Raw genomic sequence first — 6000 nt, 5'->3', positions numbered from 1 at the left:
TCCTGCAAAGTACCTCAAGGAAACAGAAAATAAGTATTGTATGTTAATTGGTCAGTCGTAGAAAAAAAAGACAATAGAACAAAATAAGCTCTGATCTACTGTCTTTGCCTCTCCGGCGCGTCCCGCCTTATTTAATTATTCCGGTATTCCATCAGCCAGCAGTCTCTGTACTCGCCTTCATGCCATTCGTGCTTCGGCAGCAGCTTGACCTTGACAAACCCGCATTTCTCATACACTTTAAGGGCCCGGGCATTCCAGGTTTGCGGGTCCATTACGATTTTGCCCGCCCGCTTCTCACGGATCAAATAGTCGACCATCGATCGCACCAGCTCGGTCCCTATTCCGCGGTTCCAATAATCCGGCTCGCCGATAAACTGATCCATCCCGTATATGTTTTCGGCAAAATCGCTATAGCCGTACTCTTCTTTCTCTTCATCGCCAATCGGGTAGAATTGAATATACCCGATATCCTTGCCTTGATATTGAACTATACATGGATCGATCTCTATCGATCGGTCGTAAAATTGCTCCTTGACCGTTTCCATGGTTAAAGGCCTGTCCCGCCCTTCATAGAACTCCAACACGCGAGGATCACTCAGCCAATGCACCAGAAGCTCGGCGTCGCTTTCTTCCAGTGCCCTTACCGCAAGGTCCCCGTATCGATAATAGATCAACTTTCACTCCTCCTTTTATAGTACGGCGAGCTAAGAATGCTACTAATGGATGGGTGCGCTTCCCAAGCAGATTATGGTATAGTAATTGAGGATCGAAGTCGGACAACCCTATAAAGAAATAGAAATCAAGCAAGGCTCATATTCGGATAAAGAGAGGAAAGAGACTATGGAATGGAAGAACATTTACCGTGGGCTGCTAATGGGCATCAGCGATTTGATCCCGGGAGTCAGCGGTGGTACCATTGCCGTCGTGCTTGGTATTTATGACCGTCTGTTGGAAGCGATCAGCGGATTTTTCAGCCGCGATTGGAAACGCCACATCGGGTTTCTGATACCGCTGGCAGCAGGAATGGGAACGGCCCTCCTGCTTCTCAGCCGTCTGATCAAATATTTACTGGAGCATCACTACCAGCCAACGCAGTTCTTTTTTATCGGTCTGATCATCGGCGTCCTGCCCTTTATCTTCAGGCAATCGGAAGCCAAGCGCCATTTTAAGTTGCCGCACATGATCGTTCTCATTCTTGCTGCGGCCCTGCTCGCTTCTATGGCATTCATTCAAACGGATAAATCCGCAGAGCCGATCACGAACTTAACGCTGCTCACGGTTGCAGGCTTGTTCTTCTCCGGCTGGCTTGCCAGTATGGCCATGCTGCTTCCGGGGATAAGCGGCTCCTTTATCCTGCTCGTTCTCGGAGTTTATTCCACGGCCATTCATGCCCTGTCCGAGCTTAATCTGCCGCTCATTGCCATTATCGGATCCGGCGTGATTGTCGGTTTTATCGTCAGCAGCAAGGGCATCCGCTATCTGCTGTCAGAGTTTCCTCACATGACTTATGCCGTCATAATCGGCCTGATTCTCGGATCTATCGTCGTCGTCTTCCCGGGCTTCACCTCCGATATGGCGACTTTGGGAATTAGCGCCATCACATTGGTGGCAGGTCTGGTCGTTGCCCTGCTGTTCGGCTCCAAGACCCGTGCTTAGCATGAATCTGGGACAAAATAAAGGCCATCACTCCTCCCGGGACAGCATTTTGCGGCTCCCGGGAGGAGCTTTTTTTACCACATAAGGAATCTTTTACAGCGTTAATACGATGTAAATATAGATTCCTATTGGCATAAAAAGCTTCCTCTAATACCGGGTTATTCATCTTCGAGATGGCTCCGTTAGGAGCTTTTTTTATCGGTCGGTCAAGAAGGCATTATCATAACCGCGACAGAATATTGATGCGGGATGGACAGGGGCTCGGGTAATGGGGACAATTCCCCTTCGATCCGGGCAATGATCCTCTCCTTTCGCTCATCCTCCACATTAGTCATCCAAGAGAGGGTTCTCATCTTGCCGCACCATTCCTCCACCGTAAAGCTGAGATCGTAATCGTACTGCCATTCAGCCATCAGCTTCAGGCCGCTTTCCTCCCATTCCCGGAACCAGTTCACGGGAAAATCGTTTCTTCTTTCCTTAACCTCCCCCATAGCTCCGGCCGGCTTAATTTCAACCCCGAATTGTTTGACAATCCTGAACGTTTGCTGCGCCACATCCGACAATTGCGGAACAAAGACTGAGTTGATAACGATCAACAGGCCGTTCCTTTTGAGCAGCCGCCTCACTTCCTTTAGAACCGATCGGCGGTCGAACCAGTGCCAGGCCCTAAGAGCCGTTACAGCATCCAGGCTGCGATCGGGCAAGTCTATGCTCTCGGCGACTGAATGAATATAATGGATCGAATGGCCTTCCGCCTCATCCTGGGCTTTCGCCGCACTAATTAAGCTTATTTCCGGCTCGATCCCTGTGACCGATGCCCCTTGCCGGGCCAATGCCCTGCAGAAAATGCCGCTCCCCGCACCCAAATCCGCCACGGCCTTACCGGAGAATTCGATATTTCTGCGCCTAAACTGCTCGAAGATGACCTCCGGCAGCTCATCCCGATACTTGGAATACTCTTTAGACACTCGGCCAAAGTTCACTTGATTTGACATCGGATCACCTCAAACCCAACTTACAACTTTATCCATAAAAAGTAAAACGGATTATTTCTTTCACTTGTATAAATAAATTTTATGGTCGGCAAGAGGAGCATACTTAATTGAAGGCACGCCCCTTTTCAAGAGATACGCCAGCCATTAGCAACAGGCCGACATCACCTGAAAAATAATAAATATTTATCGTGTATAGCTAAAAATATATTGATATTCGATAAATAAAATGATATTCTACTGCCATTAACGGAGGGTGAGGTGCTCCATGAGATGATACGAGGAAAAACCATTTTCCTGAAAATCGCTGTTGTCGTTATTGGTATGGTTGCTCTTGTACTGTTTATTTTTTGGTTGCCGGGTTTGGCTAGAAGCACAGCAGAGATGAATCCCGATTATGCCTATTTGAGATATCCTGTGCCCGCAGGTGTGTATATTTCGGCCATACCGTTTTATTTTGCACTGTACCAAGCTTTAAAACTGTTGCATTACATTGAAAACAATAATGCGTTCTCTGAACATGCCATAGCTTCATTGAAATCTATTAAATATTGCGCCGTTGCGATAATTCTATTGTATGCCGTCGGTTTTGCGCTCCTTAGATTCCAGATCGCCTTCCATTATTCCATTGCAATCATTGGAGCCATCGTTATCTTTGCTACTTCTGCTGTAGCCGTCTTCGCAGCCGTTCTCCAGGAACTGTTAACAAATGCATTAGAAATCAAATCGGAAAACGATTTGACCGTCTGAGGTGTACATATGGCCATTCTTATCCATATCGATGTCATGCTGGCAAAAAGAAAAATGAGCGTCACCGAGCTTTCAGAAAAGGTAGGGATCACTATGGCAAACCTTTCCATACTGAAAAATGGAAAGGCGAAGGCGGTTCGCTTTTCCACTTTAGAAAAAATATGCGAAGTGCTGGATTGTCAGCCCGGGGATATCCTGGAGTATTCCAAGGATGCTCCTGAAGACATCTAACAATTCATAGGAGGCGCTAATGCAAACAGAACAATCGAAGGGCGCAGGAGCAAAGACTCAGCGCCGAACCTATGCCCAGTCCTTCCTGCAGTTGCTTCATTTCGGTTATCAGCAGGCGATGAGCTGCATATTCCCGGTGGCGATTTTCGGAACGTTGGCCGTCTCCAAATGGATTGATGTACCGTTCATCCATAGATATGATCTCATTTTACTCGTGCTGATTATCGTACAATACTTGATGTATCGCAGCCGCTTGGAGACACTCGATGAAATCAAGGTTATTTGCGTATTCCATATCATCGGCCTGATGTTGGAGCTGTATAAAGTTCATATGGGCTCCTGGTCCTATCCCGAACCGGGGTATACGAAATGGCTCGGTGTTCCGCTATATAGCGGTTTTATGTACGCCAGTGTGGCGAGCTACATGTGTCAAGTATGGAGGCGGCTCAAGATGGATATGTCCGGCTGGCCGGGAATGGTGCCTGCCGTCGTGCTTGGCGCGGCGATTTATGCGAACTTCTTCACCCATCATTTCATTCCCGATTTTCGCTGGCTCCTCATGGCGCTCGTGCCTGTTGTTTTTTGGAAAACATGGATTTGGTACACCGTTCGCACTACGACTTACCGGATGCCGCTTACGGCAGCCTTCCTGCTCGTCGGCTTTTTCATCTGGCTGGCAGAAAACATCGCAACCTACTTCGGGGCATGGAAATATCCGAACCAACAAGAAACATGGCAGCTCGTAGGCTTTGGCAAAATCAGCTCGTGGTTTCTCCTTGTCATCATCAGCGTCATTATCGTGGCACAGTTGAAGCACGTGAAAGCGAATCGGAGCAAATAAGGGATCGTCCCAAATCTGGAGGCGCCGACATACAAAGGCATTCTTACGCCCGCCCGGGCCAATCTGCGGATCGCCTCATTGCTCTGCATCGTTTGGATGCGAATCCTCGGACAAGGATGCCCAAATACGAGCGAAAGTACATTAGAATCCCGCCTTTTTACAACAAAAGAGCGAAAGACGCGCAAATGTGCAGGTCTTTTTGGCAAAATGGAGCGATTTCGCAAAAATCGCTCCAAAGACCTGTATTATGGTTCTAGAATTAGGCATGTCGCCGTTTTTTCGAGAAAAGACCTGCATAATCGCTCTAGAATTAAGCATGTCGCCACTTTTTCACCAAATGGAGCGATTTCAGAATTACTCTGACAGGACGCCTTATGCCTCTTCCCAGAAGCGCCGCAAATTGTCCATCGATATTTTGGAGGCCAGCTTGCATTCCTCCATGCCTTCAAATTCTACTGTAATATATCCGTCGTATCCGAAATCCTTGATCAGCTTGACGATTTTGCGGATCGGCATATCCCCCTGTCCCAAGATCGCTCCTCTTAAATAGTTGCCGTAAGCCGTTCGGAACCAGGCCCCCTCACCCGGGTACTCATCGAAAGGCCGAAAATAGAAATCCTTGAAGTGAATGAGAGAGGCATAGGGCAGATTGTTCATCACTCCGATAATTGGATTTTCGTCGACACACAGGAAGTTTCCGACATCCAGCGTCGTCTTGAAGTTCGGACGGTCTACCGCATGCAGAACACGTTGAACCCGGTCGCTCGCCTGTACGCAGAAGCCATGGTTTTCGATCGTAGTCGTGATCCCGAATTGTGCGGCGTAATCGGCAATGATCCGGCTGCCTTTCACCATAAGCGGCAAGCTTTCCTCAAACCAGGCGATCGTCATCTGCTCCTTCGGCAGGGTAAAAGCCGTTACATCATGACGCATATGCTTAACTCCCATCCGATGCACGACATCGACATGTCTCTTGACGCGGGCCACCTCTGCCTCGAAGGCTTCCTCCGTTTCTTGAACGAAGTTCGCAGGCATGGAGTAATTAGACAGCTCGATGCCGACCGCTTCCGCCTTCTCGCGAATCGCATCCGCCAAGTCATGGTTGTCCTCGACGGTATATCCGTAAGGAACCATCTCCATATGCTCTCCGCCGTTGTCGGCGATCCATTGGATGGCATCCAGGATCGTCATTTCCCCCGATTTCAAAGCTTTCAATAAACTATAGCTGCTAAGACCGACCTTCATCATATCCAGCCTCCTCTCCTATTTAAAGAAAGCGCATTCATCCCTCTTGTCCATAATATCCCATATTCCAACAATATGCTATCGGCCCATGCTTCATTCACTACCTTGAAAATCCGTCTATTTTTCATTTTCTGACGGTGCCCTGCAAGAAGGAAAGACAAGTCTAATTGGAAGTAGGATTCCGTTCCTTCATTAATGTTTTTCCTTCCCCTTCACCGCTGCGCACTCTTCATTGTTCAGTTTTTTGAGGCTTGATTAGCGGGTCCTTTTTGGTTTCATTTTCTG

Annotated in this window: 7 protein-coding genes and 1 pseudogene; 4 read left to right on the top strand and 4 right to left on the bottom strand. The window is 48.1% G+C overall.

Annotation, left to right across the window (positions count from 1 at the left end):
• Positions 1-131: 131 nt before the first annotated feature.
• Positions 132-671: a GNAT family N-acetyltransferase gene (locus ACFQ03_RS14445; RefSeq protein WP_379288976.1), complete on the bottom strand. Its 540-nt coding sequence runs from the start codon at positions 669-671 to the stop codon at positions 132-134.
• 169 nt (positions 672-840) lie between these two features.
• Here ACFQ03_RS14445 and ACFQ03_RS14440 point away from each other — a divergent pair, with 169 nt between their 5' ends.
• Positions 841-1656 carry a DUF368 domain-containing protein gene (locus tag ACFQ03_RS14440; protein ID WP_379288972.1) on the top strand — a complete coding sequence of 272 codons (816 nt, stop codon included), beginning with the start codon at positions 841-843 and terminating at the stop codon, positions 1654-1656.
• Positions 1657-1862: 206 nt separating this feature from the next.
• On the opposite strand, the gene ACFQ03_RS14435 is transcribed toward ACFQ03_RS14440, so the two are convergent.
• A complete protein-coding gene (locus ACFQ03_RS14435) occupies positions 1863-2651 on the bottom strand; it encodes a class I SAM-dependent methyltransferase (protein WP_379288970.1) in 789 nt (262 codons plus the stop codon).
• 270 nt (positions 2652-2921) lie between these two features.
• Here ACFQ03_RS14435 and ACFQ03_RS14430 point away from each other — a divergent pair, with 270 nt between their 5' ends.
• From ACFQ03_RS14430 to ACFQ03_RS14420, 3 genes are read left to right on the top strand one after another with little or no spacing between them, the layout of a single operon-like run.
• Complete coding sequence (locus ACFQ03_RS14430) at positions 2922-3398, top strand: DUF2975 domain-containing protein (RefSeq protein WP_379288968.1); 477 nt, start codon at positions 2922-2924, stop codon at positions 3396-3398.
• A 9-nt stretch (positions 3399-3407) separates the two neighbouring features.
• On the top strand, positions 3408-3629 hold the full coding sequence (locus ACFQ03_RS14425; RefSeq protein ID WP_144937308.1) for a helix-turn-helix domain-containing protein: 222 nt from the start codon (positions 3408-3410) through the stop codon (positions 3627-3629).
• Between the two features lie 19 nt (positions 3630-3648).
• Positions 3649-4470: a DUF817 domain-containing protein gene (locus tag ACFQ03_RS14420; RefSeq protein ID WP_379288966.1), complete on the top strand. Its 822-nt coding sequence runs from the start codon at positions 3649-3651 to the stop codon at positions 4468-4470.
• A 17-nt stretch (positions 4471-4487) separates the two neighbouring features.
• On the opposite strand, the pseudogene ACFQ03_RS14415 reads toward ACFQ03_RS14420, so the two are convergent.
• Together ACFQ03_RS14415 and ACFQ03_RS14410 are read right to left on the bottom strand one after the other, a co-directional pair.
• Positions 4488-4577 (bottom strand): annotated as a pseudogene (locus ACFQ03_RS14415) (IclR family transcriptional regulator); the annotation flags it as partial.
• A gap of 265 nt (positions 4578-4842) precedes the next feature.
• On the bottom strand, positions 4843-5715 hold the full coding sequence (locus ACFQ03_RS14410) for a sugar phosphate isomerase/epimerase family protein (protein ID WP_379288974.1): 873 nt from the start codon (positions 5713-5715) through the stop codon (positions 4843-4845).
• Positions 5716-6000 lie beyond the last annotated feature (285 nt).

The organism is Paenibacillus residui (assembly GCF_042677205.1).
In the GTDB taxonomy this organism is placed as follows: domain Bacteria; phylum Bacillota; class Bacilli; order Paenibacillales; family NBRC-103111; genus Paenibacillus_L; species Paenibacillus_L residui.
This window is presented reverse-complemented; position numbering and strand designations above follow the sequence as displayed.